The sequence below is a fragment of the Pantoea sp. RIT-PI-b genome (assembly GCF_001187905.1).
Taxonomy (GTDB): Bacteria; Pseudomonadota; Gammaproteobacteria; order Enterobacterales; family Enterobacteriaceae; genus Pantoea; species Pantoea nemavictus.
The window spans coordinates 301,203-326,569 of sequence record NZ_LGIS01000014.1 but is presented as its reverse complement, the minus strand read 5'-3'; the positions used below and the strand labels follow the sequence as shown (position 1 = coordinate 326,569).

The 25,367-nt window shown below is 54.5% G+C and carries 24 protein-coding genes and 3 tRNA genes; 13 read left to right on the top strand and 14 right to left on the bottom strand.

Features of this window, described 5'->3' with window-relative positions; all coding sequences use genetic code 11:
• Nucleotides 1-12: 12 nt before the first annotated feature.
• A complete protein-coding gene (serB, locus tag AC790_RS07930) occupies nucleotides 13-990 on the bottom strand; it encodes a phosphoserine phosphatase (protein WP_007886866.1) in 978 nt (325 codons plus the stop codon).
• 107 nt (nucleotides 991-1,097) lie between these two features.
• Between serB and AC790_RS07925 the strand changes: the two genes are divergently transcribed.
• The gene (locus AC790_RS07925; protein ID WP_049851412.1) at nucleotides 1,098-1,772 is read left to right on the top strand and encodes a YtjB family periplasmic protein; all 675 of its coding nucleotides are present in this window, start codon (nucleotides 1,098-1,100) and stop codon (nucleotides 1,770-1,772) included.
• A 137-nt stretch (nucleotides 1,773-1,909) separates the two neighbouring features.
• Here the strand turns inward: AC790_RS07925 and yjjG are convergent, their stop codons facing one another.
• From yjjG to AC790_RS07910, 3 genes are read right to left on the bottom strand one after another with little or no spacing between them, the layout of a single operon-like run.
• Nucleotides 1,910-2,593 (bottom strand): pyrimidine 5'-nucleotidase, encoded by a 684-nt coding sequence (gene yjjG / locus AC790_RS07920; RefSeq protein ID WP_049851411.1) that lies wholly within the window; start codon nucleotides 2,591-2,593, stop codon nucleotides 1,910-1,912.
• An 8-nt stretch (nucleotides 2,594-2,601) separates the two neighbouring features.
• Complete coding sequence (gene rimI / locus AC790_RS07915) at nucleotides 2,602-3,042, bottom strand: ribosomal protein S18-alanine N-acetyltransferase (protein WP_049851410.1); 441 nt, start codon at nucleotides 3,040-3,042, stop codon at nucleotides 2,602-2,604.
• A complete protein-coding gene (locus AC790_RS07910) occupies nucleotides 3,014-3,424 on the bottom strand; it encodes a DNA polymerase III subunit psi (protein WP_036620286.1) in 411 nt (136 codons plus the stop codon). Before AC790_RS07910 ends, rimI begins: the two co-directional genes overlap by 29 nt.
• Nucleotides 3,425-3,530: 106 nt before the next feature.
• On the opposite strand from AC790_RS07910, the gene rsmC reads away from it, so the two are divergent.
• The 4 genes from rsmC to AC790_RS07890 all read left to right on the top strand — a co-directional run bounded on the left by rsmC (nucleotide 3,531) and on the right by AC790_RS07890 (nucleotide 5,030).
• The gene (rsmC, locus tag AC790_RS07905) at nucleotides 3,531-4,562 is read left to right on the top strand and encodes a 16S rRNA (guanine(1207)-N(2))-methyltransferase RsmC (RefSeq protein ID WP_049851409.1); all 1,032 of its coding nucleotides are present in this window, start codon (nucleotides 3,531-3,533) and stop codon (nucleotides 4,560-4,562) included.
• Between the two features lie 142 nt (nucleotides 4,563-4,704).
• Nucleotides 4,705-4,791 (top strand) — tRNA-Leu (locus AC790_RS07900).
• Between the two features lie 36 nt (nucleotides 4,792-4,827).
• Nucleotides 4,828-4,914 (top strand) — tRNA-Leu (locus tag AC790_RS07895).
• Nucleotides 4,915-4,943: 29 nt separating this feature from the next.
• A tRNA-Leu gene (locus AC790_RS07890) sits at nucleotides 4,944-5,030 on the top strand.
• 92 nt (nucleotides 5,031-5,122) lie between these two features.
• On the opposite strand, the gene AC790_RS07885 is transcribed toward AC790_RS07890, so the two are convergent.
• Nucleotides 5,123-5,407: a DUF1435 domain-containing protein gene (locus tag AC790_RS07885; protein WP_007886848.1), complete on the bottom strand. Its 285-nt coding sequence runs from the start codon at nucleotides 5,405-5,407 to the stop codon at nucleotides 5,123-5,125.
• Between the two features lie 222 nt (nucleotides 5,408-5,629).
• Between AC790_RS07885 and AC790_RS07880 the strand changes: the two genes are divergently transcribed.
• The 3 genes from AC790_RS07880 (at nucleotide 5,630) to AC790_RS07870 (ending at nucleotide 8,169) form a co-directional block, all read left to right on the top strand.
• Nucleotides 5,630-6,724 (top strand): diguanylate cyclase, encoded by a 1,095-nt coding sequence (locus tag AC790_RS07880; RefSeq protein ID WP_049851408.1) that lies wholly within the window; start codon nucleotides 5,630-5,632, stop codon nucleotides 6,722-6,724.
• A 90-nt stretch (nucleotides 6,725-6,814) separates the two neighbouring features.
• Nucleotides 6,815-7,609 (top strand): siderophore-iron reductase FhuF, encoded by a 795-nt coding sequence (gene fhuF / locus AC790_RS07875; RefSeq protein ID WP_049851407.1) that lies wholly within the window; start codon nucleotides 6,815-6,817, stop codon nucleotides 7,607-7,609.
• A gap of 95 nt (nucleotides 7,610-7,704) precedes the next feature.
• On the top strand, nucleotides 7,705-8,169 hold the full coding sequence (locus tag AC790_RS07870) for a YbaK/EbsC family protein (RefSeq protein WP_049851406.1): 465 nt from the start codon (nucleotides 7,705-7,707) through the stop codon (nucleotides 8,167-8,169).
• Here the strand turns inward: AC790_RS07870 and AC790_RS07865 are convergent.
• From AC790_RS07865 to AC790_RS07850, 4 genes are all read right to left on the bottom strand, one after another.
• Entirely contained in the window at nucleotides 8,166-9,386 is a 1,221-nt protein-coding gene (locus tag AC790_RS07865; RefSeq protein ID WP_049851405.1) for an MFS transporter, read from the bottom strand. The genes AC790_RS07870 and AC790_RS07865 overlap by 4 nt on opposite strands.
• 253 nt (nucleotides 9,387-9,639) lie before the next feature.
• Nucleotides 9,640-10,623, bottom strand: coding sequence for a nucleoside hydrolase (locus AC790_RS07860; RefSeq protein ID WP_049851404.1), 984 nt, complete (start codon nucleotides 10,621-10,623; stop codon nucleotides 9,640-9,642).
• A gap of 12 nt (nucleotides 10,624-10,635) precedes the next feature.
• Entirely contained in the window at nucleotides 10,636-11,658 is a 1,023-nt protein-coding gene (locus tag AC790_RS07855; RefSeq protein ID WP_049851403.1) for a LacI family DNA-binding transcriptional regulator, read from the bottom strand.
• Nucleotides 11,659-11,732: 74 nt separating this feature from the next.
• Nucleotides 11,733-13,127, bottom strand: a complete 1,395-nt coding sequence (locus AC790_RS07850; protein ID WP_007886822.1) for an MFS transporter — start codon at nucleotides 13,125-13,127, stop codon at nucleotides 11,733-11,735.
• Between the two features lie 584 nt (nucleotides 13,128-13,711).
• Between AC790_RS07850 and AC790_RS07845 the strand changes: the two genes are divergently transcribed.
• Nucleotides 13,712-14,266 (top strand): histidine phosphatase family protein, encoded by a 555-nt coding sequence (locus AC790_RS07845; RefSeq protein ID WP_007886821.1) that lies wholly within the window; start codon nucleotides 13,712-13,714, stop codon nucleotides 14,264-14,266.
• Here AC790_RS07845 and AC790_RS07840 read toward each other — a convergent pair.
• A complete protein-coding gene (locus AC790_RS07840) occupies nucleotides 14,263-15,222 on the bottom strand; it encodes a YncE family protein (protein ID WP_007886818.1) in 960 nt (319 codons plus the stop codon). The two genes, AC790_RS07845 and AC790_RS07840, sit on opposite strands and share 4 nt — an antisense overlap.
• 417 nt (nucleotides 15,223-15,639) lie before the next feature.
• Between AC790_RS07840 and AC790_RS07835 the strand changes: the two genes are divergently transcribed.
• Nucleotides 15,640-16,653: a glycosyltransferase family 32 protein gene (locus tag AC790_RS07835; RefSeq protein WP_007886816.1), complete on the top strand. Its 1,014-nt coding sequence runs from the start codon at nucleotides 15,640-15,642 to the stop codon at nucleotides 16,651-16,653.
• On the opposite strand, the gene AC790_RS07830 is transcribed toward AC790_RS07835, so the two are convergent.
• Entirely contained in the window at nucleotides 16,627-17,550 is a 924-nt protein-coding gene (locus AC790_RS07830) for a LysR family transcriptional regulator (protein ID WP_049851402.1), read from the bottom strand. The genes AC790_RS07835 and AC790_RS07830 overlap by 27 nt on opposite strands.
• Nucleotides 17,551-17,670: 120 nt before the next feature.
• Here AC790_RS07830 and AC790_RS07825 point away from each other — a divergent pair, with 120 nt between their 5' ends.
• A complete protein-coding gene (locus AC790_RS07825) occupies nucleotides 17,671-18,060 on the top strand; it encodes a tautomerase family protein (protein WP_007886812.1) in 390 nt (129 codons plus the stop codon).
• 216 nt (nucleotides 18,061-18,276) lie between these two features.
• Complete coding sequence (gene opgB, locus AC790_RS07820; protein WP_049851401.1) at nucleotides 18,277-20,574, top strand: phosphatidylglycerol--membrane-oligosaccharide glycerophosphotransferase; 2,298 nt, start codon at nucleotides 18,277-18,279, stop codon at nucleotides 20,572-20,574.
• A 535-nt stretch (nucleotides 20,575-21,109) separates the two neighbouring features.
• Here opgB and AC790_RS07810 read toward each other — a convergent pair.
• Nucleotides 21,110-21,817 carry a GNAT family N-acetyltransferase gene (locus AC790_RS07810; protein WP_049851399.1) on the bottom strand — a complete coding sequence of 236 codons (708 nt, stop codon included), beginning with the start codon at nucleotides 21,815-21,817 and terminating at the stop codon, nucleotides 21,110-21,112.
• A 108-nt stretch (nucleotides 21,818-21,925) separates the two neighbouring features.
• On the opposite strand from AC790_RS07810, the gene AC790_RS07805 reads away from it, so the two are divergent.
• Nucleotides 21,926-23,374, top strand: coding sequence for a PLP-dependent aminotransferase family protein (locus tag AC790_RS07805; protein WP_049851398.1), 1,449 nt, complete (start codon nucleotides 21,926-21,928; stop codon nucleotides 23,372-23,374).
• Here AC790_RS07805 and AC790_RS07800 read toward each other — a convergent pair.
• Together AC790_RS07800 and AC790_RS07795 are read right to left on the bottom strand one after the other, a co-directional pair.
• Nucleotides 23,371-23,883: an RcnB family protein gene (locus tag AC790_RS07800; protein WP_049851397.1), complete on the bottom strand. Its 513-nt coding sequence runs from the start codon at nucleotides 23,881-23,883 to the stop codon at nucleotides 23,371-23,373. The two genes, AC790_RS07805 and AC790_RS07800, sit on opposite strands and share 4 nt — an antisense overlap.
• Before the next feature lie 156 nt (nucleotides 23,884-24,039).
• The gene (locus tag AC790_RS07795; RefSeq protein WP_049851396.1) at nucleotides 24,040-25,227 is read right to left on the bottom strand and encodes a serine hydrolase; all 1,188 of its coding nucleotides are present in this window, start codon (nucleotides 25,225-25,227) and stop codon (nucleotides 24,040-24,042) included.
• Nucleotides 25,228-25,367 lie beyond the last annotated feature (140 nt).

Below are 25,367 nucleotides of genomic sequence, written 5' to 3'. Positions count from 1 at the left end.
TCAAATCCTCAGTTAACGCTCTTCGTGAATCAGGCTGCCGGTTAGGATGCAGAACACCCCCATCAGGTCAGCATGGCGGATGATGATTTCCGTCTGCTCATTCACTTTAGGTTTAGCGTGATAGGCGATACCCAGCGCCGCGGTTTTAATCATCGGCAGATCGTTAGCACCATCGCCAATCGCCACGGTTTGTTCCGGGGCGATGTCAAAGCGTTGGGCCAAATCATTCAGGGTATCGGCTTTAAATTGGGCATCGACAATCTGTCCCAGCACCTGGCCGGTCAGCTTGCCGTCGCGAATTTCCAGCTCATTAGCGACTGCTGCTGCCAGATGCAGCGTCTGGCGCAAATAGTCGGCGTAGAAAGTGAAGCCACCCGAGGCGATCGCTACCTGCCAGCCCAGCGCCTGCAGTTTCTGCACCAGCGTGGTTAAGCCTGGCATCAGCGGCAGCGCATCGCGCACCTGCATCAGAATATTGGCATCGGCGCCCGCTAAGGTGCCCACGCGCTCGCGCAGGCTGGCTTTGAAATCCAGCTCGCCGCGCATCGCGCGTTCGGTGACTTCCGCCACCTGCTCGCCGCAGCCCGCCAGTTTGGCGATCTCATCAATGCACTCAATCTGGATGGCGGTAGAATCCATGTCCATCACCAGTAAACCTGGCGTTTTCAGATGCGGAATTTTGCCGAGCGGTGCCACATCGAAACCGGCTTCATGCGCCAGTTTACTAGCACGCGGCGTCAGCGAACCGGCTAACCGTACCACCTGATACTCATCGACATTCCAGGCGCTGACGATCACCATCGCCGCACCGAGCTTATGCTGGTAATCGGTCAGTTTTTGTTTATCGAGTCCGCGCCCATACAGCAGCCAGCCAGTCCGACCAGCACGGTAATCCAGCGGCATGACTTCATCACCGCTGAGGGAAAGGGGTAAACCCGGCCAAAGTGAGACATCGGCGGGCAGATCGCACCAGGTAAGACGATTTGGCATTACAGCTCCTGTAGGGACAACAAAACCACGCAAGAGGCTACCTTGTCTGCGCGGGTTCTGGCAACATAATTGCCAGCCTTTCTGCTGTTACATCACACGGGTTTCTGATGGTCAAAACCGCACTGAAATTTCGCCTGCATCGCACGGTGATTGTTCTTATCTCGCTGGCTCTGTTAGTGGTGCTGATGCAAGGCGCATCCTGGTTTAGCCTCGGCCATCAAATGGCCCGCTCTGAACAAGTGGAAGAGCTGGCGCGCACCCTGACCAAACAGGTGGCGTTTAGCCTCAAACCGCTGATGGATAACAGCGACGATAACCGCACGCAGATTGCCACGATCCTCAACCAAATGACCGACAACAGCCGCATTCTTGATGCCTCGGTTTACGCCGATGATGGCAGCCTGGTGGCGCACAGCGGTGAGAGCATTAACGTACGCGATCGCCTGTCGCTGGATGGCAAACGTGCTGGCAGCTACTTTAACCATCAAATTGTGCAGCCGCTGGAAGGCAAAGATGGCCCGCAAGGTTTTCTGCGTGTGACGCTGGATACTCACGTACTGGTGACCGAATCACGCCAGGTGGATAACACCACTAACATCCTGCGTCTGATGATGTTACTGGCGCTGGCCATCGGCATTATCCTGACGCGAACCCTGTTGCGCGACCGCCGCACCCGCTGGCAGCAATCGCCGTTCCTGCTGACGGCGAGCCGCACGGTGAAAGAGGATAAAGAGAAAGAGGAAGAAGAAGCGGCGGCATCAGAGACAGAAAAAGGACGTTAACAACATCGGCGGTGTTACCTCATCTGCACGCTTCATGAATAGATTCGTGAATAGATAGTTGAATAGATTTTTTGCACAAAAAAGCCCGCACAGCGGGCTTCTTAGCATCATCATGAGGTTAACGATGAATAGATACTTTAACCTTCAGTAATTAACGCTTCCAGCTCGGCCAGCGTTTTTACCTGCCAGGTTGGCGTGATCTGTTCTGGTAACGGACGCGTGCCGTGATCGATCCAGCAGGTCTTCAGGCCAGCATTCATGCCGCCGAGAATGTCCGATTCCGGCGTATCGCCGACCATCAGTACGCGGCTGCGATCCGGGTTACCGAGCAAGGCCAGGGTATGATCAAAAATCGCCACGTCCGGTTTCGGCACGCCGACTTGCTCAGAAATCACCAGCGCATCGAAAACATCACGGAATCCCGTGCGTTCCAGGCGCGCCTGCTGCAGCGCGGTGAACCCGTTGGTGATGATGGCGATCTTCACTTTGCCCTTCAGCGTCGCCAGCAGATGTGCAGCGCCCTCCAGCGGCAGGCAGATATCGGCCATCGCGCTGAGAAAATCGCTGTTGAGCACTTCCGGTGCTACGCTAAGTTTTTCGCCCCACAAGGTGAAGCGACGCGTTTGCAGCTGCAGCGCCGAAATGGTGCCGTTCTGATAATCCACCCACAGCGGTTTGTTGATCGCCTGATAATCGCTGTAATCCTGCGCGCTGAACTGCACGTCATATTGCGCGAACATACGCTGCAAACCGGCATAAGCATCAAAATGGAAAAGCGTGTCGTCTGCATCAAACAGGATGCAGTCCCAATCGTTTAGCATGGTGCTCCTTAAAGCGTTAGCGCCATAATGATGGCATCTTCTCGTCCGCTGGCAGTGGGATAATAGTTAGGGCGTACGCTGACTTCGTGGAAATCCAACTGCTCATACAGGGCAATCGCCGCCGTATTTGAGGCGCGCACTTCCAGCCACAGCGTCATCACGTCGCGCTGCTCGAGCTCAGCAATCAGATGCTGCAACAGTTGGCATGCATAGCCGCGACGCTGGAAGTCAGGATCTACCGCAATGTTGAACAGCGATGCTTCATCCAGCACAACTTGGGTGATGGCGAATCCGGCCAGCTTACCGTCGGATTCAATACGGTAATTCACAAAACGTTCGCCTTGATTGCTGGCAAACGTCTGTTCGCTCCACGGAAAGGCATGCGCGCGGCGCTCAATCGCCAGCAGCTGCGGCTGGTCTTCAGGGGTGACTAAAGAGATGGCTGTCATGGTTACACATCTGTTGCCACAGGGCGCGTTTTGCCGCGCCGCTGCTGATCAGTTCATTGAAAACGGCGGTGGTGAAAGTTATGCCGTTAAAGGGATGTTCGCTCTCGACGCCCAGCAGCCAGCCGGCGCAGTCAACCTGCTCCGGCAGCATTTGTAGCTGCTCTGGCGTCAACGCCATCACCTGCGCAGGTTGGATATTCAGCGCGCGCAGCACGTCGCGAATCAGCGGTTCTTGCAGCGTTGGCGCCTGTTCGGCCACCAAGACTAAACGCGTGTCGGGTAAAAGCGTGACGGCAATCTCCCCTTGCAGCACGCGCGGACGCCGCAGCTGATACTGCGTGATCCCCATTTGCTGTAGAAGCCAGTCGCGCCTTGTGCTCATGCTATTACCCGTTATGCTGCCAGAATGCGACGCTATGCTAGCAAACCCATCGAACATGCGCCAACAAAGCACTATAATCGCCGCTCTGATTTAACAGGAGTGCTCCATGTCTGCTTTTACCCCGGCCAGCGAAGTGATTCTGCGCCACAGTGATGAATTTACCGCCCGCAACGTGTTGTTCGCTGGCGACCTGCAGGATGACCTGCCCGCCCAGCTAGAAACCGCGTCAAGCCGCGTGCATACCCAGCAATATCATCACTGGCAGAACCTTAGCCATCGCCTCGGTGAACGTGCGGTTTACAGCATGGTTACCACGGCTGCAGATGTTGAAGGCTGCGATACGCTGGTCTATTACTGGTCGAAAAACAAACCCGAAGCGCAGTTCCAGCTGCAGAACCTGCTGTCACTGCTGCCGGTTGGCTGCGATATCTTCGTGGTGGGTGAAAACCGCAGCGGCGTGCGCAGCGCCGAAGGCATGCTGGAGGCGTGGGCGACGCTGGAGAAAGTCGACAGCGCGCGCCGTTGTGGCCTGTATCACGGTCGTCTCGACAAGCAGCCAAGCTTTGACGCCAGCGGCTACGGTAATACTTATCAGCTCGACGATCTCACCATCCACACTTTACCAGGCGTGTTCAGTCGCGATGGTCTGGACATCGGCAGCGATCTGCTGCTCTCCACGCTGACGCCGCACTTCCGTGGCAAAGTGTTGGATATCGGCTGTGGCAGCGGCGTGCTGGCGACCGTGATGGCCAAAGTGTCGCCGCGCGTGCGTTTGTGGCTGTGTGATGTGCATGCCGCCGCCATTGAAGCCAGTAAAGCGACGCTGGCGGCTAACGAACTCGAAGGTGAAGTGTTTGCCAGCAACGTGTTCTCTGACGTGACCGGCCGTTTTGACATGATCATCTCCAACCCGCCGTTCCACGATGGTCTGCAAACCAGCCTGGAAGCGGCCAACACGCTGATTCGCGGTGCGCTTAAGCATCTAAACAGCGGTGGCGAACTGCGTATCGTGGCCAACGCCTTCCTGCCCTATCCGCAGATTCTGGATGAAACCTTCGGCAACCACGAAGTGCTGGCGCAAACCGGCCGCTTCAAAGTGTACCGTGCCGTGTATGGTCGCGGTGCCAAAACGCGTTAATCCGCGATAATACCAGCGCGACGGCAGAAACGTTGCTTTTTACAGCGATCGTTTTGTCGTCGCGAAATATGTGTTGACGCAATGAGTAAAATCTCTAAAATGCGCCTCCGTGGTTAGCAATACTTTAGAGTGTTGTTAGTTTGCGATGGTGGCGGAATTGGTAGACGCGCTAGCTTCAGGTGTTAGTGTTCTTACGGACGTGAGGGTTCAAGTCCCTCCCTTCGCACCAAACTAATAATCACACAGTTTATATCGTACGCACTGAGCGATGGTGGCGGAATTGGTAGACGCGCTAGCTTCAGGTGTTAGTGTTCTTACGGACGTGAGGGTTCAAGTCCCTCCCTTCGCACCAATGCGATGATATAAACAGACAACTAAGATGCGATGGTGGCGGAATTGGTAGACGCGCTAGCTTCAGGTGTTAGTGTTCTTACGGACGTGAGGGTTCAAGTCCCTCCCTTCGCACCAACAGTTGTCACTCCTTCCCGGCAGTAAATTCCCAAAAAGATTTTTCAACGAACTTCACGCTCTTAGCGTGATGTTGTCGTTTCTGCGATTTATCAGATAACGTGGAAATTGACCGACACCGCCGCCAACCCGCCAGCCAGCGCCAGGCATGAAGGCAGCAGCAAATAGTGACGCAGGCGATGGTGAAACAGCATCACCACGGTCAGCAGCAGCGCTACGATCATCACCACGCGCCATTGGCTGAAACTCGGTTCCCATAACGCGAAAACCGGCATCGCTGCGCAAGGTAATAACACGCCCCACCCGCTGTCCAGACGTTTACCCATTATCCAGCTCACACCCCATAAGCCGCAGGCGGCCATCATCGCCATGATCATCGCGCAACCCTCAAATGATAAATATTCGTATTATCATATGATAATATTTCTCATCTTGCAGCGAATTTTTTATCACAAGCCATCCCGGATGACAGAATTACTGGAAAATGCTAAATTGCCGCCGATAACAATATCGCCAACACAACAATAACGTGCTCTCTATTCGGATATTATCTCTTCCGGGTAGCGCTTTGATATATCAGGGCTGTCACGAGAATAATAATGAAATTACAATCTTATGATGAGTTGAAACACAGTAAATATCGGCTGTCGCTGATGCTATTTTTGTTTCTCAATGTCGCCGTTTCGCTTTTTTGCCTGCTGCCGATTTTAGGCAGTGATAGCCCGGTACGATCGCTGCCGGTGGCGCTGGTTGCGGGCTTCAGCAGCACGCTGCTGATTATTTGCTTAATGGCGCCAAAACAAAAATTACCGCTATTAAATCCTGTCGCTTTTATATTAGGAGCGCTGTGGGCATGGCATATTAACCACAGATATCATCTGGTTTTCTATTTTGATGGCAGCTTTCTCATTATCAGCTTGTTAAGCGTGTTCTTTATCAGCGCCATTGCCTTAAGTGATTATTTGATCGCATTTTGTTTACACATCACGCCACCGGTTTTAACCGTACTGTTATTGGATGATGGTCAGCATTTAATGATGATCTTATTCACGATTATGCTGCCGTTAATCGGTTTTTCACTGCACCATTTAATGCGTCGCCGTTTTGATACCTTTACCCGTCGTCTGGTGAGCCAGCTGTACGAGGAGAAAGAGAGTTTCAGCGATTTGAGCATGCTCGATCCGCTTACCGGTTTGTATAACCGCCGTGGGCTAAAAAATCGCCTCGATACCATTATGGAAAACCACGCGGGCAGCCACTTTGTGCTGCTGCTGGATATCGACCACTTCAAGGCTTACAACGACAATTACGGCCATGCGATGGGCGATCAGGCGCTGGCACGTGTCTCTGTGGCGATTCGCGATGCCGTGCGCTCGCGCGATGTCGTGACACGTTACGGAGGCGAAGAGTTTCTGGTTCTGATGACCAACGTCAACGCCTCAATTGCGATGAAGCTGGCGGAGCGGATTCGTCAGTACGTGGTGGATTTGGAAATTCCCCACCGCTTCAATGAGAAAGTCTCGACGCACGTCACCATCAGCGCCGGAATTGCGCCAATCTTTGCCGACGATTTTGACCAGGCGGTTGCCAACGCCGATCGCGCGCTGTATGTGGCGAAGAATCAAGGACGTAACACCATTCTGGCGTGGGAAGATTTGCCTGCGCGCTCGCAAGCGAGCTCCGATCTGACATAACGTTATATCTGGCCGGTGCAGAAAAGTTGTGCAACAAACCGGGAACGATTATCATTTGTCTCTCGATTCCCGTTATCACTCAGGACCGGCATGGCCATCATCACGCGTCAGGATCATCGCTTCAGCGAGCATCCACTGATCTTTATGCAGAGCGATCGCAGTTTAGCGAGTGCGCTGGAAGATCTGATGCGCGAGCAACGTAGCTATATGCTCGACAACCTTAAGCTTGGCCAACCGGCACCCGCCGGAACGCTAACGCTTGCTGAGTGGTCAAATCCCATCAATTATCGTCGCCTGACGCAGCGCTACAGCGACTATCTCTATCGCGATCACCCCGATATGCCGCAGGAAGCCAAGCCGCTGCAGTCGCTGTGGGCACAATGGTATTTTGGTCTATTGCTGCCGCCGCTGATGCTGGCACTGCTGCAGGAGCCGCGAGCGCTGAACTGCGCACCGCATCTGATTCACGTTGAGTTTCATGAGAACGGTCATCCCTGCGCCTTCTGGTTGGATGTGCAGGAAGATGAAGACGCACGCTACCTCAGTGCGCAGCAGCGCATCGATCGTTTAATTCAGCAATGCTTGATCCCGGCGGTTAACGGCATCACGCAGCATGGCGACATCAACGCCAAACTCATCTGGAACAATATGGGCTTTTCGTTTTACTGGTTCCTCGGTGAGCTGAAAAACCAACTGCCTGAACACACGGTGTTGCAGCTGGAGCAGGCGCTATTTTTCACTAAATCCCTGCTGGATGGCAGCGATAACCCACTGTATCGCACCATGATCCCGCGCAATGGCGAAATGGAGCGGCGCAGTTGCTGCCAGCGCTACCGCATTCCAGATGTTGAACGCTGTGGTAACTGCACGTTAAAAGCGGTGTAGCGATCGCGCATTCTGTTACAGATTCTCCTTTTCTCCCGTTTACAGTTTTCCAGCCTTGTGGCAGTTTTTATGCTCTGTTTTTATCGGAGAAAAAAATGAGCCTGGAGTCGGTACGGCAATTCTTAGCCGAACATGCACCGGATATCGATATCATTGAGATGCCGGAAAGCACCGCCACCGTTGAGCTGGCCGCACGCGTTCATGGCGTTACGCCTGGGCAAATCGCCAAAACCTTATCGCTGAAAGTAAAGGATTCTATCGTGCTGATCGTGACGCGCGGCGATGCGCGTCTTGATAACCGCAAGCTAAAAGCCGCTCTCGGCGCGAAGGCGCGCATGTTAAGCGTGGATGAAGTGGTGAACTGGACCGGGCATCCGGTCGGCGGCGTCTGCCCGTTTGGGCTGGAAAATCCGCTGACCGTTTATTGCGATGTGTCGCTGCGCAGCTTCGACGAAGTGCTGCCGGCAGCGGGTTCGATTCACAGCGCGGTACGCATTGCGCCGCAGCGCATGGCAGAGCTCACTGCGGCAAAATGGGTCGACGTCTGCGAGGCGCTCTAATGCGATTCGCGCGCGGCAGCACCGGATATTTCGATGCCGCGCGTCTCCCGACCGAACGCCACAAACACGCAAATCAGCACCGCTACCGTCCCGGCGACAATCGCCATCCCCAGACCATAGTTACCGCCGTGCGCCTCGGCAATGCGTGACTGCAACGTCGCATTGACAGAGGCGAGCAAATTCCCCAGCTGATAAACAAAGCCCGGCAGCACCGCACGCGCGTTGGCAGGCACCAGTTCGGTGAGATAGGTCGGCACCACACCCCACGCGCCCTGCACCATAAACTGCATCAGAAACGCGCCGATGCCGATCATCCACGAACCGCTCGAGAAAGCCCACAGCGGCAGCACCGGTAGCGCAAGGAACGAAGCCAGAATAATGGCTTTCTTGCGACCAATACGTTCCGACAGCGCACCAAAGGTGATCCCACCCAGCATCGCCGCAATATTGTAGCTAATGGCGATAATGCTGACGGTGTGCGGATCAAACTGATGCTGCACCTTTAGGAAGGTAGGATTGAGATCCTGGGTGCCGTGACTAAAGAAGTTAAAGCAGGCCATCAGCAGCACCATGTAAATGCAGAGTTTCCAGTGCTGACGGATAATCGGCAGTAACGCGGTGCTCTCTTTGCGCTCGCGCGCCGCCAGCCATACTGGCGATTCCGGCACTTTGAAGTAGATGAACGGCAGCAGCAGAATCGGTAATGCGCCAATCAGGAACATCCCGCGCCAGCCAACCGTTTCGAAGAACAGACCGAAAATCACCGACGCCAGCAGGTAACCGCACGGATAACCCGCCTGGAAAATGCCTGACATCAGGCCGCGCGAACGATCGGGAATAGTTTCCAGCGCCAGCGACGACGCCACGCCCCAAATCCCACCCATCGCTATGCCGTAAATCACGCGGAAACCGAGGAAAGCCGCGAAGCTCGGAGACCACGCAGACAACAGCTCAAACAGCGAGAACATCACGATATTGAGCATCAGAATGGGTCGGCGACCATACTTTTCGGCCAGACGACCAAACAGTAACGCACCGATCGGGCGAACCGCGAGGGTAAGCATGATGGCTAGTGAAACATCGGAGACGCTGGTGTGAAAATACTGGGCGAGATCGCTAAGTACAAACACCAGAATAAAGAAGTCGAACGCATCCAGCGTCCAGCTCGCGAAACTGGCAAAAGCCACGTTGCGCTGGGTCGCAGTCCAGTTGAACATGTTGGTATCCTGTCTGATTAGCTTCCGGATCGTTGGCCGGATTTTATTGTAGAAGTTACCGCGCGAATAATTTCACGGGTTACTAATATGTTAACCATTTGTATATAGCATGTCAGAAAGGCGGGCTGTGGCAGGAATTGTCAGCGAGTGATTCGCGGTGTAAAAAAGCGTGTCATGTTGTAGAAGGGGACAGCCATAAAGGGCGTCCCTGGAACAGCGTAGGGTGCGCATTTATGCGCACCTGGAAAACGTTTCAACGTTGCAATTGATTAAACGCCTTTTCAATCATCTCCAGCAGCAGCGAATTATTGACGGTTTGCATCACATGCACCAGCGCGCCGGTTTGCTCTGGCACGCCAATATCCAGACGCAGCGGCGCGCGATAACGCCAGCTTTTCCCGCGCGTTGCGCCAGGGCGCAGTTCAATATCCACGTAATAATCAACGCCGTCGGCCACGCGCTGATTGAGCAACCAGGCCACCACCAGCGCATCGTGAATCCAGCATCCCGGCAGGTGACGGGTACGAATCGAATAGTCGATCCACGGACGCAATGTCTCACGCACAAACTGCGGCAACGGGTGCGGATTAGCGGTGATGCGGGTGAGGTCCTGCTGGGTCATCAACGTTTGCGTCGTGGCATCCATCGGCACCAGCGTGATGGTGGCACCGCTGTGCAGCACCTGATGCGCCGCTTCCGGATCGAGGCCAAAATTGGTGTCTTTGATGTAATCATCGAGCGCGAACACGCCGCCCATGATGACAATCTCCGCCACCGATTCCGCCATTTGCGGGTAACGCTGTAGCGCCAGCGCCACGTTGGTTAGCGGGCCAATCGCCACCAGGGTAAATTCGCCGGGATTGTCACAAATCAGCTGTCCCATCACCCCAGCCGCATCATGTCCATCGGCTGGAATGCGCTGCGGCTGGCGAACGCCGTGCCACAGTTCCCCGAGCTTTTCATCGGCAACATGGTCAAGACGCGCACGCCAGGGGGCTGGATCTTCACGCAATGCCTGCAAGGCGCCCTGCACCACCGGAATGTTAAGCCCCAGGCGCTGCAGCAGATCTTTTGCTACCTGCGCTCCAACCGCACTCGGCGTGTTGCCCGTCACGGTAGTGACCAGCTCAAGCGACAGCGAAGGTGAGGCCAACGCTAACGCCAGTGCCAGACCATCATCGGTGTTAGCGCCCGCAATGCCGTTTCCCGGATCACAATCAATAATTAGTCTTTTCATAATGTTATAGTTTTATTCTGCTTGAAAGAGCTGACAGCCACAGGACTCACCAATTTCTAACTGGTGAGGGAATTCCGCCAGCTTCGCGTCGCCATCCCAGTTTTTAAGCATGGCAATCGCACTACGCGCCATATCGCGCAGCGGCTGACGGACGGTGGTCAACGTCGGCACATGAAACGCCGACTGATCGGTACCGTTAAAACACACCAGCGCGACATCCTGCGGCACGCGCAGTCCATGTTCCGACAGTGCACGAATACAGCCAATCGCCTGGCCTTCATTACTGGTAAACAGCGCACGTGGCACGCGACCGCTTGCCACCATGCGCTGTGCGGCGTCATAACCGCCCTGCCGCGTGTAGTTCGCGGGGAAAATCATCGCCACATCCGCCGGCAAACCCTGCTGCGCCAGCGCATCGCGCCAGCCCTGAATACGATCCTGCGCGTTTAGCATGTCCAGCGGGCCGCTGATCATGCCAACCTGCTGATAACCGTGACTGAGCAGATGCGCGGTGACCTGACACGCCGCTTCGCGTTCATTGACGCGCAGCATGTTGACGCCGGGACGCGGTTCAATACGATCCAGCATCACCAGTGGCGTACCGCTGGCCTGAATCACATCGATATAGGGATGACGATCAACGCTGTTATAAAACAGGCCATCAACCTGACGATTTAGCAGGCCCTGAATGATCTCCAGCTCGCGCTTGCGATCATCACCTGCATCGCCCAATAGCATGACGTGGCCGTGATTCATCGACTCCTGCAACAGCATGTGCGCCATCGAGGCAACAAAGGGGTTACCAATGTTCGGCACCACTAAACCAAAGGTTTTGGTGCTGCCGGAAGCCAACGCACGCGCCACCGCATTCGGGCGATAGCCGGTCTGTTTAATCGCGTCCAGCACGCGCTGCCGCGTGGCTTCTGCCACCGGGCGTGGACCGTTATTGATCACGTAACTGACCACCGCCACCGAGGTCCCGGCAACTTTTGCCACATCGGTGCGCGTCACATTTCCGGTTGGAGATTTCGCCATTCCTTTGCCCCTGCGTAAATGCCATTGGCCGGGAGCGCCGGCCAATGAGGTGATGTTTTACGCGATCCTGCTGGTCAAATTGCATCTTCCGGCAGATTGAGATCGCGTCCGCGCGTTTCCGGAGCCACAAAGGTGGTTAGGAAACCGATGCTGGCCATCGCAGTGAAGTACACCGCAATCGGCCACCAGTGTCCGGTGAACGACAACAGCGCCGCCGCCACTAACGGTGCGGTGCCTCCAGAAAGGATAGACCCTAGCTCTTTGGCGACGGCCATCTTGGTGTAACGACGTTTAACGCCAAACATCTCGACGCCCCACGCCGCCTGCACGCCAAAAATACCCAGCGATGCCAGCGCCATACCCACCACAATCACCGCGATAACAATGGTAGGATCGCGGCTATCCATCAGGCTAAAGGCCGGCCAGGCGTAGAACATCAGTAACAGGCAGAAGCAGCGATAGGTAATACGGCGGCCAAAACGATCCGACAGCCAACCCGCAAAAGGAATGATCAGGAAGCCCAGCAGCGAGGCGATAAATACCGCCGTGGTGGGGACCGATTTGTCGAGCATCAGCACTTTCGCCACGTAACCGACAATAAAGCCCTGCGCCAGATAAGAGGGGCCGTTCTCGCCAATACGTAATCCCACCATGGTCCAGAAGGCGCGGCTGCGCTGCCAGAAGCTGCGGGTGTCCACCTCTTCCTGCGCCTGCGCCAGCGTCGCGCTGCGCTCAGCCTGTAACTCTGCCTGCTGGCGTTCAAACACCGGCGTTTCGCGCAGATGGCGGCGGATCCACAATGCCACTACCGCAATCAGCACGCTACTGAGGAACGGAATGCGCCAGCCCCACGCCAGCAAACTCTCTTTGTCCATCTGGATTACCGCCAGCCACACTAGCGAGGCGATGAGCGTGCCGCTGTTCGAACCCAGCGCAATCACCGATGACACCAGACCGCGACGCTCAACCGGCGCATATTCGCCTAGCATCACGGTACCGCCAGACAGCTCTGCGCCGGCGCCGAGCCCCTGCGTAAAGCGCAGCAGCACCAGACACGCCGGTGCCCACACGCCAATGCTGGCGTAGGAGGGAATCAGGCCAATTAATGTGGTAGAAGCGCCCATCAGAATGATGGTGGCGATCATCACCGTTTTGCGGCCTTTACGATCGCCGATCCAACCAAACAGCAACGCGCCAATCGGGCGGGCAATGAAGCCAACGGACCAGGTAGCAAAACTTGAGAGTAAGGCGATGGTTGGCGTGGCTTCGGGGAAGAAGACGTCACCAAAGATGATGCCCGCAGCGAGGCCATAAAGGGCAAAATCCGCATATTCCATCGCGGTGCCGAGCCAGCAAGAGAAGGTGGCGCGCCAGAAGTCTTTGCGGCCAGCAGTGGTTTCAAGCCGCGCATCGGCAGCAGAGGAGGCGTTGAGTGCGCTTTGTTGCGAAACGGAGTGATGTACCGTCATGACCATTTCCCTGAGAGAGGTAAAAACAGCAAACGCCCTTCCGTGGGTCAGTTCCCTTGCAACAAGCGGAACTCCCCGGTGGCGACGTTCAGTAGGCAAACCTGGATGAAAAATCAGTAATGAATTCCCTGGTGTTGGAATTCGCTTCTTCGCCTGTTTCCGTCGATGTAATTTTCATCGATCGCATTAGTGAGGCAAATGTAACTGGGTCATCTCAAGGCCAACTTCGTCTCTGGCACCGTGAGTTATCACTATGGAGATAGTCTATCTACGCGCGTAGATAAATCAAGCGATAATAGTGATATTTATTAATTAATCTTCACTATAACTCAGGGGTAAAAGACAAAAAAGGCATTAATTCATGACATTACATCTAATGCGCGTGAACAAAAAAATGTCAGTTGCCGCATGATTGACGATTATTGCTTACCATTTAGCGCAGAAGCCTGATTCTTCATCGCGCTGTTTTTCGCACACTTGAGTTAAGCTTTGATGACAGTCAGGCATTACTCTTAAAACCCACCGCCGGGTCACGATAAGCGCACCATCTGCATTACACTGGAGCAACGTCACTCAGGGGCCCTATGACCATTATTCTCATGCGACACGGTAAACCCGATCATCCGGTTAGCGGGCGCTTTACGGCGCGGGCGCTGGCCGACTGGTGTGAAGGATACGATCAGGCTGATATTTGCGACTCGCCGCCGCCGCGCAGTCAGACGATTGCGCGCCAGGCCAGCGTGATTGCTACCAGCCCGCTGCCGCGCGCGCGATCGTCGCTAACGCGCCTTGGTTTGCAGCCGCACGCGGTGGATGAGGTATTTAGCGAAGTCGCGATGCCTACGCTGCCGTTTGAGCGCCTTCACCTGCCGCTAACCGTCTGGCTGTCCCTGTTGCGTCTGCTGTGGCTTTGCGGCTATGCCGGGCATGTGGAGTCGGTGCAACATGCGCGCGAACGCGCTCGGCTGGCCGCGGATAAACTGGTCTCGCTGTCGCAGCAAGGCACGGTGTTGCTGGTGGGACACGGCATCATGAACAAACTGATTGCACGCGAGTTGCGTAAGCGCGGCTGGCAAGCAGAAAAACATGCCAGCAGCCGCCACTGGAGCAGTGCGATTTATCATCGCCCCTTTATTTAACCCGAAGGGTTAAGCTGGAAGTAGCTCAACACTTCACAACCGGTGCCGGCCTGCGGCGTGGCAATCACCTTCATCTGCTGCAGATCAATCAGGCTGAGCGAACCGTCGCCCTCGTTGGCAATCAGCAAACTGCGATTGTCTTCACTGAAGCAGCCATCCATCGGTTTATTGCCAACACGAATATCGCCTAACGGATTGAGTAAATCGTCAAACAGCGTCACCACCGGCTCCTGGTCGCCAATCGCCACCAGTCGTTCGCCATTGGCGCTAAAGCGCACCACCTGACACGGTTGTTGATGCCCAGGTAACGTCAGGCGCTGACGGATGCGATGACTTTGCCGATCGACGACATACAGCAGCGGCGCATCCGCGGCACTCGCCACCAGATAGGGATGTTTCGGTGAGGCAGCAATCCCTGAGATCGCTCCTGGCATCAGAATGTTATCGATAATGCGCCCTTCTGCCTCGCACAGATCCACCACCGTAATGCTGGCATCCTCTTCGTTCTCGGTAAACAGTTTGCGGCCGCTAGGCGATAGCGTCAGCCGGTGCGCATTGTGCGACGGCAGCTGAATGGTTTTTTCCAGTCGATCGCTGACCGGATCAATCACCGCGACCACCGCGCTGTTTTCACAGCAGAGATAGACTTTGCCGTCGCGTCCCAGCTGGCCGCTGTGCGGTGCTTTTAACGGCGACAAATCAATAAAGCCACTGATCTGACGCAAACGCAGATCGATGATCGCCACTTTGTGACCCGGATGCGGGTTGTCGCCGTGAATGCCATCGCCGTAGATCGGCACATACGCTTTCTCCAGCTGTGGCAGCATCAGTAACTCATGCGGCCGCGGGGGAAAAGCATTTAACTCTTGCTCAACGGCAAAGGTTTCGGGATTGAGAAACAGCACGCGATTGCCCTGCTTATCGACCGCCAGTAGGCCACGGTTGTGTCGCTGCATAGTGTCTCCTTTGGTTAATCACCTCCTTTAAGCGTAGCTAACCCTCACTCATGGTGGGATTCTCACCGCAGACCAGCGGAAAATGCAGTGAGGTTAACCAGTGATCTCACGCCCACTTTTTAATTCAATCCGCAGCCTGCGCTACGCCAACCTTATTTTATTAGGAATAGTCTTAAGCTGAAAAAAGTGAATAAACAACAATCCAGTATGTTATTCAGCGTTAATTTAAAACTTAACGGATCCTTGATTTTCCGCTTTATCTGAAAGAAGTAAAAAGTGGTAGCCGCACAGCACAGAATGTTTTATTAAGCTCTGGAGAGTATTTTTTTACACAGCACAAAGAAAGGGATAATCAAGAGCGCTCAGCGCCAGTAACAGGGAAGCCTTGCCACCATAATCACAATAATCAGGTGCATCATGAATAAAAAACGCCTTCAGCCAGCCTTAAACCTCTGGCATAACTGGAAAAGACTCGCCTTTACCAGCCAGACTTTCCTGCAGAAAAAACAGCATAATGCGCTCTGTGCGCCGGAATACGATCCCAGCGAAGAGGACAATATCGTGTTGCTTTCTGGCGAAAAAGATCTGCCAGAGATTCCAAAAAAAGTGTGGATGTATTGGGATAATGAATATTTACCCAAATCGATGGCGCTAAATATTAAAAAGATTCGTCAGGATAATCCCGATCATGAAATTCATTTATTAAACCGCTTAACGGTAAAAGAAGTTTTACCTGACTTTATCTTTACCTCTTCACAATTAAGCGCACAGCAGCGCAGCGAAGTCATTCGCCTGGAGTTGCTATTACGTTATGGCGGCATTGCTATTGATTGCAGTACGTTATTATTTGAAGATCTCTCTTGGGTGCATCGCGCACATCAGGAACGTGGTATGGATGTGATTGGTTATTATCACGAAAATGCCACCGTTAATTATCTCGCGCCGGTGATTGAGAGCTGGTTCCTGGCGGCGACAGCCAACAATCCGTTTATTCGTGAATGGCAAAAACATTACGCGCCGATTAAACATCTCGGCGAACAAAATTATTTCAATGAATTGACCAAACGCGATGATTATTCGCTGCTGACGCAGAAGATTGCCCAGCCGGAACAGCAACTGGGTTCGCTGGCGCAGCAAATCGCCATGCGTGAATATCGCCGGGTCAATCTCTATCTACGTAAATGCGAGGCGAACGCCTATTACTACCAGCGCCTGAGCGGCTGGAAAAGCGAGGCGTTTGCCCACGCGGTGCTGTTTCACCAGCGCCCGCATACGCCACCGCCGGTGATTAAGCTCAGCGGCAATGAACAGTTGCATCTCGACTTCAACCTGCGCCTCGGTCACTACAACCGCAGCAGCCTGTTGGGCCAAATGATGCAACCGCATACGCCCATCACGCTGGCGTCACCCATCAACAAAGCGCGCGCGTAACCAGTGGATAAAGGTGGTCACCGCCCGTGGCACCTGTGCAGCATACGGGCGTACCACCCATAAACGATCGGCGAAGGCATCGATCGTCTGCCACTGCGGCAGCACCTGCTGCAGCGTACCGCTGGCGAGTGCCGCGCTGGCGCTGAAATCAGGCAGCATCGCGATACCTACTCCCTGCAATGCTGCGTCACGAATCGACTCGCTATTGTTAGTGGCAAAGTTGCCCTGAATCTTTACCTGCACGGTTTCACTGGCGTTGCTAGCCAAGCGAAAGCGCCACTGCGGCGACTCTAAACCCCGCGGATAATACAGGCAGTTGTGCTGCTGCAGCGCCTGCGGCGTAGCGGGCACCCCGTTTTGTGCCAGATAGGCGGGGGAAGCCACCAGCAGCGCGTGGGTTTCACACAGCGGCAGCGCCACGTGCGTTTCCGGCAGGTTATCGCTGTGGCGAATCGCCAGATCAAATCCTTCACTGCCCAGCGAGACCAAACGATCGGTCACATCCAGCTGCAGGCGCACCTGCGGATAATCCCGCAAGAAATCACCAATAATCGGCACCAGCTGCTGACGCGCAAAGGCTACCGGAGCCGTTACGCGCACCATGCCACGTACCGGTCCCGCTTCATCGCGCACGCTGAAAAAGCTCTGCGCGATGCGCGCAAAGGGATCGCGCAGCTCATCCACCAGTTTTTCACCGGCGGAAGTGAGACGCACGCTGCGCGTGGTGCGCTGCACCAACGCCACCCCGGCCATCTTTTCCAGTTCTTTAATCTTTTGGCTCATCGCCGCTTTGCTGACGTCTAAGCGCTCCGCTGCACGCGTAAAACTGCCGAGCTCAGCCAGCACGGTTAACCAGTGCAAATGGACCCAAAGGCTATCGGTTTTAATTTCTTTCATCTTCATTGTTCAAAATAATAAATAATCATTTCAACCAGCACGCTTTTTCTTTCCGGCAGCAAGCGGCAGCATAGAGCCACATCCTACTCTTTTCATGTGAGCAAAAACGAGGGTTTATTGATGCCATTACTGACATTTGACGTTATTCAGGGCCGTTCTGAAGCAGAATTACGGACTTTACTGGATGCCGCACATCGCGCGGTGTTAACGGCGTTCAAAGTGCCCGCACGCGATCGCTATCAGATTGTTCATGAAAACAAAGGCTACCAGATGGTCTTTCAGGACACCGGTTTGGGTTTTGAGCGCAGTGATAACCTGGTGATGGTGCGCGTTTATACCAGCCCGAGAAGTGAAGAACAGAAGTGCCTGTTTATGGCAGAGTTAGCGCGCGAGCTGCAGGAAAATTGTGGCGTACAGGGCACAGATTTGATGATTAGTTTTATCACCAACAGTAAAGGTGACTGGAGCTTTGCCGATGGCGAAGCGCAATACCTCACTGGCAAACTCTAATTTCCCTTCTCAGCCCTCACTGGTAGCAGCCGTTGCGTTGCTACCAGGCCAAACCACAGCCAGCCTAAACCCGCCATAAACGAATCGGAATGCATCGCACAAATCTGGTTGGATGTGTTGCAGCCTTGTGACACCCGATATAGATTGACGCAAAAATCCCCCAAAGAGGGTCGTTGACGCAGGGAATGCGTATTCATTCAAGATGAGGATCTGACGTTGTCCGAAATGGTTTCGGTTGTACTCTTTTTGGCTGCGATTGCGGTCTACTCCTTTAAAGCCGGGCGAAATAAATTCTGGTTTAGTCTGATCTTGCTGCTGCTTACCCTGTTCATCGTGCTTAACGTCACGCTGTTCGCCAGCAACTATTTCACGGGCGATGGAATCAATGATGCGGTGCTCTACACCCTAACCAATAGCCTGACGGGCGCGGGCGTGAGCAAATATGTGGTGCCGGCCATCGGGTTAATCATTGGCCTGTTCTCGCTATTTTGCCTGCTTACATGGCTGCTGCGTCGCCGCAAGACCCAGCATCATCTCGGCTGGAGTTTACTGGCTATTGCCTGTGCTGCCGGTTCAGTACAAACCACGCCGGCGTTTCGTCAGGTGAAAGAGCTGATCGCCTCCCACACGCGTCTCGCTGATTCAGATTTCGAAACCTATTACAAAACGCCAAACAAGGTGATAGCCGAGCCGAAGCTCAATCTGGTCTATATCTATGGCGAAAGCCTCGAACGGACCTACTTCGATCAGCAGGCCTTTCCCGGCCTGGCGCCCGAACTCAGCCGTGAAAAAGACCAGAGCATCGATTTCAGCCAAACCGAACAGTTACCCGGCACCGACTACACCATTGCCGGCATGGTGGCTTCGCAGTGCGGCATTCCGCTGTTTGCCCCTTTTGATGGCAACGCCTCGGCTTCGCTCTCCAGCTTTTATCCGCAGAATATTTGTCTCGGCGATATCCTGAAAAACTCCGGCTACGAAAACTGGTTTATTCAGGGCGCGGATTTGCGTTTCGCCGGTAAAGATACTTTTCTGCTGTCGCACGGCTTTGATGCGGCCAATATGTACGGCTCTGAGGAGCTCAAAAGCCGCGTCGCCGATCCCGCCTATCGCAATAACTGGGGCTACTACGATGACACGGTAATGGATGAGGTATTTGAGAAATACGAGGAGCTGTCCCGTGAGCAGAAGCGCTTTGCATTGTTCACGCTAACGGTAGATACCCATCATCCGGATGGTTTTATCTCGCGCAGCTGCCAACGCAAAAGCTACAGCTATGACGGTAAACCGAACCAGTCATTTAGTGCCGTGGCCTGTTCACAAGAGCATGTGGCGCGGCTGATTGAGCGCATTAAGGCCTCGCCGTGGTTTAAAAATACCATCATCGTGGTGACGTCCGATCACCTGGCGATGAACAACACGGCGCATCAATATTTGATCAAACAGCCGCGCCATGACCTGTTTATGGTCATTCGTGGCGATCAGCCACAGGCGGAAGTGCTCGATAGCAAACGCAGCACGCTGGATAACGGTGCGACGGTGCTGGATATTCTCGGCGGTGATAACGCCATCGGCCTGGGCCGCAGCGGTCTCTCCTCCGTCTCGCTGTCTACCCAGTTTGAGGATATGGCGAAGCGCGTCACGGCGTGGAAAGCGGATATCATCCAACTGTGGAATTTCCCCAGTAAGATGGAGAACTTCACGGTCGATCAGCAGAAGAATACTTTCAGCTTCTCGGGCGCGACCTTCAAGCTGCCGATTCTGTTCCGCATCTCTGATAAACATGTCGAACCGCTGCCGGAAGGTGAATACGCTGAGCCACTGCGCTATCAGCTCTCCAAATTCGCTGCCGCTGACAAATTCGTCTGGGTCGATCGCTGCTTCAAGATGGCCCGCCTGTGGCAGCCTGATTTAGCGCTATCGAACGATCTGTGCATTTCGATGGGGCAAATGGGCGGCAAACCGAGCGTAACCCGAATTGATAAGCCGCTATGGAAAAGTAAAGTCACCTTCCCGAAAGCGGAGGTGAGCGCAGCAACGTTCCAGCTGAACGAACAGCAGATTCGCATTGAAGACAATGCTATTCGCTACAACGCAGACAGCTTCCTGTTAACGGTGCCCGGCGCGCCGAGCAGTGTAAAGAGCTTTAAAGGCATATCACGGCTGGAAAACTGGGGACGTTGGTCGAACGCTAATCTGGCACCTGAAGTGAATATTGAATACAACGATCCGCTGCCTGAGCGCTTTGATGTGGTGATCACCGCGCGTGGCTACGGCCCCAATGCGCATCGGCCAATCCCGGTGCGCGTGGGAGATCAGGAGCAGCCGTTGAATCTGGGGGAGGATTTCTCCACCACCACGCTGCATTTCACCAATCCCACCGGTAGCCGCAACTTGATTATTGCACCGCCGGAACCGCAGGAGTCGAATGACGGCAACATCATCGGCCAGGATCCGCGCAAACTGGGCATCGGTATGGTGGATATAAAAATTATTCCGCAGCCGCAACGTTAAGCTGATTCTGCTGGACTTCAAGGCCTGCCTGCGTGCAGGCCTTTTTTATTAGCAAATCGCGTTACTCTTTGTACGGATTGATTTTTTTCGAGGCATCGCGCAAAGTTTGAACCGATAAAAAACCGCAGGGAATTTAGCAGAAAAGAAGAAGGAGAATGACGTGAACAAACCCCCCATACAATCAAATGATAAAGATAAGTTAATTATTCGATTAGATTGCATGATTGAAAATATGGATAAAAACTTCGAAAGTCTTAAAAGAGATTTCCGCTTTTTTATTCAATTATGGATCTTAATCGCATGTATCGCGATTCCCGCCACAGCAAAATATTTGTTTATGAGTTAATTGAGTTTCACATCCTAATCCTTATAAATTCAGAGATTAAAACTTAAATCCCATACTGTATGCATCGTAGCAGCACAATTCATTGCGCGATAAATCGCGCCGCTACGGAGTGTGCAGGGGTTTGATGTCGTGCTTAAATCATCGGCATTACGCGGCGGCTCACTTTCCTGGTGCGCATGAATGCGCACCCTACAAGCGCAGCGCCTCCAGCCTTTCACGCTGCGCTCCCTGCTCCGTAAAGTTCTCCGCCGCCAGCCAGCGTTCGAAGCCCTGTTTCACCTGCGGCCACTCGCTGTCGATGATGGAGAACCAACAGGTATCACGGCTGCGGCCTTTATAAACAATCGCCTGACGGAAGGTACCTTCGAACTGAAATCCCAACCGCTGCGCCGCGTTACGTGAGGGTTGATTGCAACTGTCGCACTTCCACTCATAACGGCGATAGCCCAAGTTTTCAAAGGCATAACGCATCAGCAAATAATGCGCTTCAGTGGCCATACGGGTTTGCTTCAGCAGGGGTGAAAAGGCAACGTGGCCGACTTCAATCGATCCGTGCGTGGCATCAATGCGCATCAACGCCAGGCTGCCAACCGCGCGATTGCTGGCCGGATCGATTACCGCGAAATGCAGCGGATCGCGGCCGTTTTCCAGCTGGCGCGCATAAGCCACATAAGCCGCCTCATCTGCAAAAGGCTCCGCGAACATATAGGTCCAGTCTCGCCCATCCGCAGCTTGCGCATAGGCGGCATACAGTTCGCGGCCATGACGATCGGCACTGAGCGGCTCTAGCCGGCAATAGTCACCCGAAAAAGTTTCATACTCTGGCCAGGCGCGGGGTTGCCAATCGGGCAGTTGAAATCCTACCGGTTGTCCATAAACGTTGGTGTGTTGCGACATTCCTCGATTCCTTAAAAAGTTAGGGGCCTGTGCAGCAGAGTGCCACTTTGCTGGAGTGTTAAAAAGCGCCACAATGATGCCATTTGATGGATCCACGGAAATGCGCTTATGAGTGATGTTGAGCTACACCGATTATTACTGGCACCGCTGGAAACCCATGGCGCGCAGACACTGCAGCAACAGCTTTTTCAGCGCATCAAACAGGCGATTCTGACGGGAAAACTGGCGGCTGGTACGCGCTTGCCCGCCACGCGACAGCTGGCGCTGGATCTTGGCGTTTCACGAAACACGGTGATGGCCGTGTGGTCACAGCTACAGGCCGAAGGTTTCATCATCAGCGATCGCCAGGGCAGTCGCATCGGTAACATGGCGCTGCAGGCCGAGGATAAAGAGCCGTACGCCAGTAGCGAGATTACCTTGTCGCCGCGCATCGCCGAGCTGCGCTCCAGCCATCGCACTTTCAGCCAGGAGATGGCGCTGCGACCCGGTGTTCCTTCGCTGGCGCATTTCCCGCTGGCACAATGGCGACGCGCATTGAACCGCGTGATGCTGCATCAACCGCAGCAGCTGCTGGGCTATGGCGATCCGCTCGGCGAACGTACGCTGCGGGAAGCGCTGGCCCAGCATTTAGCTCTGGCGCGCGGCGTGCGCTGTATGCCAGAGCAAATCGTGATTACCGAAGGTGCGCAGCAGGCGCTTACGCTGTGCGTCGCGCTGCTTAGCAGCCCTGGCGACATCGGTTGGATTGAAGAACCTGGCTATCGCGGCGCAAAGGCGGCCATGCGCCTCGGTGATATGCAGATTGAGCCGGTAAACGTCGATAGCCAAGGCCTGGCAGCAAACCCACAGGATTGGCAGCAGCGTCGTCCACGCCTGATTTACACCACGCCAACCCATCAATATCCCACCGGCGCGATCATGAGCGCACCGCGTCGTCTGGCGCTATTAGCGGCGGCACGTGAACATCAAACGTGGATTATCGAAGATGATTACGACAGCGACTTTCGTTACAGCGGAGAACCCATCGCCGCCATGCAAGGCATGATGCAACCTACGCCAGTGATCTACGTCGGTTCGTTCAGTAAAACGCTGTTTCCAGCACTGCGCCTCGGTTTTATGGTGTTGCCACCGCAGCTGCTAGCGCCGCTGCGTCCTGCCCTGCATGAACTGCTGCGCGGCGGCAATCGCCCGGAGCAGCAGGCGCTGGCGCTGTTTTTACGCAGCGGTGACTTCAGCCGACATCTGAGCAAAATGCGTCGGCTCTATCGCCAACGTCAGGCAACGTTGCGTCAGGCTTTGCAGCAAACCTTGGGTGCTGAGGTAGCGATACAGGGCGGCGAATGTGGCATGCATCTGGTGTTATCACTGCCAGATGATCAAAACGATATGGCGCTGGTGGATCGGCTGATCCACAGTGGCTACGCGCCGGGCGCGCTGTCGGGATTTTATCTTGGAGAGAACAAGCAGCAAGGGCTGGTGCTGGGTTATGGCAACACCAGCACCAGCCAGATTACGGCGGGCGGAGGGCAGCTAGCGCGTCTGCTGCGCGGGGGTTAACCGCGGAAGAAGATTTCGCCCGATTTGCCCATCACGATCTTACCGCTGTCATCGGTGATCAGGATGTAGTTGGCATTGATATAAGCCCAATGCGTGCCAGGCTGCGGCGCGGGCAGATGGCGCGGCTGCCACTGGACAATGGTGTACTGCTTTTTACGATACTCTTCTGGCACCACATCGCCGACTTTGTACTCTTTGTAGTCGATGATAATGGTGGTCAGATCGTAATTATTGGGTGCCGTAGCATCGCCGCTTTGCGGAGGACGAATCGGTGCGACATCGCCACTGGATTCAGCCGGTTCATTGCTGGCGGGCGCATCGGTCGCCGGCGCTTGAGTTTGGGCATCTGCGGCTGGCGCCTGCGTTTGTGCGTCGGGTGCGGTCTGCTGCACCTGCGGCGGGGTGGGTACGGCATCCGTTTGCTCGCCTTCAGCCAGCGCAGCTGGCGTAAGGCTTAAAGCGCCCAGAAAAATTCCTGCAGAAAGAAGGGTGACGTGTGTCCTGCGCATTGGTGATTTCCACTCTGGTTAATTATTAACTGTCCAATTTACTGACAAGTGCGGCACGCAGAAGGTTCCCCCGGCGCGCTTAGCGCGTCAAATTTCGCTGCTCAGCATACCTCAGCTATCGCCATTTTTGGCGCAGTAAAATTGCAAGCAACCATGTTAATTACTGTGGTGTTTTTTCTGCGCCAGATCCATCAATAGAGCAATGCCGAGATAATTACTCCAGTTAAACGCGTTCTGCAGCACCACAATCGCATTGCCGTTCTGCTTATCAAAACCAATAAAGCTTGAGTAACCGCCAATATAACCGACCTGATAGGTAATTTGCTGATCGCCATAACGATCCGTCACCCAGGCGATATTTTGCGACTGATTGCCGTGCTGCTCGTAGCCGTGATTGACCTGCGCAAACGCCGCGTTGAGCGAGCTGCCCGCGCCGTCGTGCAGGTGCGCATCCAGATAGCGAATCAAATCGCGCGCGTTGCTATACAGGCTGGCGGCCGCCACCATATTGTTATTGAACGCCCAGTCTGGCGTTATTTGGCCGCGTGGAATCAATTTTGGCTGATCGCCCGCATGGCCAATCGCACGCCACGGATAACCGCGCAGGCGTTGCGGCTCAAAGCTGCTGTTGGTCATGCCCAGCGGCTGGAACATGTTGCGTTGCGCCAGCGTTTCGATGTCCTGATGAAAGCGATGCTTGAGAATGTAGCCCAACAGCGCATAGCCGAGATTGGAGTAGCGGGCGGTGGGATGCGCAGGCGCGCTAAAATCGGCGAGATACTCCAACACCGCATCGCTGTCCAGGTTGCCGTAAAAGTTCTCGCCGCTGCGCAAATAGCCCATGAATTTTATGAACATCGGCAAATCCATATCCTGGCGCGGTAACCCCGAGGTATGCGTTACCAGCTGTAGCAGCGTAATGCGTTTGGCATCGGCGCTCAGCGGCACGTTCGGCTGTAGCAGCGTCGCCAGCGTGTCGTTCCAGTGCAGCTCGCCCCGATCCACCAGCTCAATAATCACCTCGGCGGTGATGCCTTTACTCAGTGAACCCAGCGCGAACAAGGTATCGGGCGTGATCGGATAACGGTGCACCGCATCGGTGACGCCAAAGCTATAAAATGTGGGCTGACTACGCTGGTGGATGATCGCGATGCTGATGCCGGAAACCTGCTTCTGCTGCATGTAGTGACGCACAATGTCATCGACGTTTTCATTGAACGTGTCATGAGAAAGGTAAACTTTATCGCTCACCGGCGCGGAGGTTTGCGACAGCGTGCCGCAGGCATTGAGCAGCAGGCTGATGCACAGCAGAATGATGCATCGCGCTAAACGATGGCACAGCACCCGTTTTTTCCTGGCAAAGGTAATCATGGCAATGGATTTATAGAATTTTTATGGTTTTAAAAAGGCGCGGCGGGTGTTGGTGGCGAAATATAGCACAGAAGAAAGTCAGCGCCACCTGGCAAAAACAGGGGGCGCCAGGG

Bases quoted from the DNA above. Each gene is read 5' to 3' on its own strand.
- serB (WP_007886866.1), bottom strand. From the start codon at position 990: ATGCCAAATCGTCTTACCTGGTGCGATCTGCCCGCCGATGTCTCACTT.
- AC790_RS07925 (WP_049851412.1), top strand. From the start codon at position 1,098: ATGGTCAAAACCGCACTGAAATTTCGCCTGCATCGCACGGTGATTGTT.
- yjjG (WP_049851411.1), bottom strand. From the start codon at position 2,593: ATGCTAAACGATTGGGACTGCATCCTGTTTGATGCAGACGACACGCTT.
- rimI (WP_049851410.1), bottom strand. From the start codon at position 3,042: ATGACAGCCATCTCTTTAGTCACCCCTGAAGACCAGCCGCAGCTGCTG.
- AC790_RS07910 (WP_036620286.1), bottom strand. From the start codon at position 3,424: ATGAGCACAAGGCGCGACTGGCTTCTACAGCAAATGGGGATCACGCAG.
- rsmC (WP_049851409.1), top strand. From the start codon at position 3,531: ATGTCTGCTTTTACCCCGGCCAGCGAAGTGATTCTGCGCCACAGTGAT.
- AC790_RS07885 (WP_007886848.1), bottom strand. From the start codon at position 5,407: ATGATCATGGCGATGATGGCCGCCTGCGGCTTATGGGGTGTGAGCTGG.
- AC790_RS07880 (WP_049851408.1), top strand. From the start codon at position 5,630: ATGAAATTACAATCTTATGATGAGTTGAAACACAGTAAATATCGGCTG.
- fhuF (WP_049851407.1), top strand. From the start codon at position 6,815: ATGGCCATCATCACGCGTCAGGATCATCGCTTCAGCGAGCATCCACTG.
- AC790_RS07870 (WP_049851406.1), top strand. From the start codon at position 7,705: ATGAGCCTGGAGTCGGTACGGCAATTCTTAGCCGAACATGCACCGGAT.
- AC790_RS07865 (WP_049851405.1), bottom strand. From the start codon at position 9,386: ATGTTCAACTGGACTGCGACCCAGCGCAACGTGGCTTTTGCCAGTTTC.
- AC790_RS07860 (WP_049851404.1), bottom strand. From the start codon at position 10,623: ATGAAAAGACTAATTATTGATTGTGATCCGGGAAACGGCATTGCGGGC.
- AC790_RS07855 (WP_049851403.1), bottom strand. From the start codon at position 11,658: ATGGCGAAATCTCCAACCGGAAATGTGACGCGCACCGATGTGGCAAAA.
- AC790_RS07850 (WP_007886822.1), bottom strand. From the start codon at position 13,127: ATGACGGTACATCACTCCGTTTCGCAACAAAGCGCACTCAACGCCTCC.
- AC790_RS07845 (WP_007886821.1), top strand. From the start codon at position 13,712: ATGACCATTATTCTCATGCGACACGGTAAACCCGATCATCCGGTTAGC.
- AC790_RS07840 (WP_007886818.1), bottom strand. From the start codon at position 15,222: ATGCAGCGACACAACCGTGGCCTACTGGCGGTCGATAAGCAGGGCAAT.
- AC790_RS07835 (WP_007886816.1), top strand. From the start codon at position 15,640: ATGAATAAAAAACGCCTTCAGCCAGCCTTAAACCTCTGGCATAACTGG.
- AC790_RS07830 (WP_049851402.1), bottom strand. From the start codon at position 17,550: ATGAAAGAAATTAAAACCGATAGCCTTTGGGTCCATTTGCACTGGTTA.
- AC790_RS07825 (WP_007886812.1), top strand. From the start codon at position 17,671: ATGCCATTACTGACATTTGACGTTATTCAGGGCCGTTCTGAAGCAGAA.
- AC790_RS07810 (WP_049851399.1), bottom strand. From the start codon at position 21,817: ATGTCGCAACACACCAACGTTTATGGACAACCGGTAGGATTTCAACTG.
- AC790_RS07805 (WP_049851398.1), top strand. From the start codon at position 21,926: ATGAGTGATGTTGAGCTACACCGATTATTACTGGCACCGCTGGAAACC.
- AC790_RS07800 (WP_049851397.1), bottom strand. From the start codon at position 23,883: ATGCGCAGGACACACGTCACCCTTCTTTCTGCAGGAATTTTTCTGGGC.